The sequence below is a fragment of the Rhodococcus sp. T2V genome (genome assembly GCF_029269925.1).
Classification (GTDB): Bacteria; Actinomycetota; Actinomycetes; order Mycobacteriales; family Mycobacteriaceae; genus Rhodococcus_F; species Rhodococcus_F koreensis.
In genome coordinates, this window is the sequence record NZ_JARJBD010000304.1 from 1 (window position 1) to 1,114 (window position 1,114).

At 69.4% G+C, this 1,114-nt stretch carries 1 protein-coding gene and 1 pseudogene; both read right to left on the reverse strand.

The window, feature by feature from the left end; genetic code table 11:
• Positions 1-116 (reverse strand): annotated as a pseudogene (locus P3H15_RS54040) (transcriptional regulator); the annotation flags it as partial.
• Positions 117-194: 78 nt separating this feature from the next.
• Entirely contained in the window at positions 195-1,037 is an 843-nt protein-coding gene (locus tag P3H15_RS54045; RefSeq protein ID WP_276144830.1) for a class I SAM-dependent methyltransferase, read from the reverse strand.
• Positions 1,038-1,114: the final 77 nt, after the last annotated feature.

The window sequence follows — 1,114 nt, forward strand, 5'->3', positions numbered from 1 at the left end:
ACCGGGTCACCGAGCGCCTTGAACATCCGCGCCAGATCGCCGGCCCAGTCCTCGGTCAGCGGTTCGCGTGCCAGGGGTGAGCAACAGGCACCGCTCTCCGAACTTTGATTCGACATACGTCGATATTGACAGGTGTCGAATCAGGAGGCAACCCAACAGGCGATGCGCGGCCGGTGACCGAGGGCCGATGCGGGCTACCGCTTGCGTGCGGTGACGAGCAGGTACTCGGCGTCGTAGTGCGTCCGACCGGGCGCATCGGCCCGATTCCACGCGGTGAGGAATTGCAGGAAGTCCCGGTCGAGGTTCGCGATCCGGTCCGGGTCCGCGGCGTTGTGGCGGTACACGGCGATCGTCGGGCCGTAGTTGCGTTTCCAGAACTCCCGGAACTCGGTCGGGTCTGCGAAGCGGTCGATCACGAGCGACTGGCGGTGGGTGTCGAGTGCGGTCACCCGGTCGCCGAACAGGTCGCGGACGTGTTGCTCGTCGCCCCAGAGCGGCGGCGGGGTCGCACCGGGCGGCGGGGGCGGTGCGTAGGGTGCCATGGTCTTGAACAGGTTGCCGATCAGGCCCTGCGGTGTCCAGTTGATCATCGCGATGGTGCCGCCGGGCCGGCAGACGCGCAGCATCTCGTCGGCGGTCTGCTGATGGTGCGGCGCGAACATGGCCCCGACGACCGAGATGACCGCGTCGAAGCTGTCGTCGTCGAACGACAGCGCCTCGGCGTCGGCCTCGACCCAGTCCAGCTCGACGCCGCGCTCGGCGGCGATCGCTCGCCCGGCGTCGAACAGTTCCGGCGTCAGGTCCGACGCGACGACGGTGGCGCCGCGCGCGGCGGCCGGGATCGCGGCGTTGCCGCTTCCGGCGGCGACGTCGAGCACCCGCTGGCCGGCGCGGATATCGGCTGCCTCCACGAGCATCTCGCCGAGGGTCGGGATCAGCTCGGCGGCGACGGTCGGGTAGTCGCCGGAGGCCCACAACGCCCGGTGCTTGGCCTTGAGCGCGCGGTCGATGTCTGGATCGGTGGGAATGGTGCTCATGTCGTGTCCTCGTCCTCGATGTCAGGTGCCGGGATGTCGGCACACCTATAGACGGCGGCCGGCCCGGAAGGACGCAC

Excerpts from the sequence above, each read along its gene's own strand:
- P3H15_RS54045 (WP_276144830.1), bottom strand. The coding sequence starts at position 1,037 with ATGAGCACCATTCCCACCGATCCAGACATCGACCGCGCGCTCAAGGCC.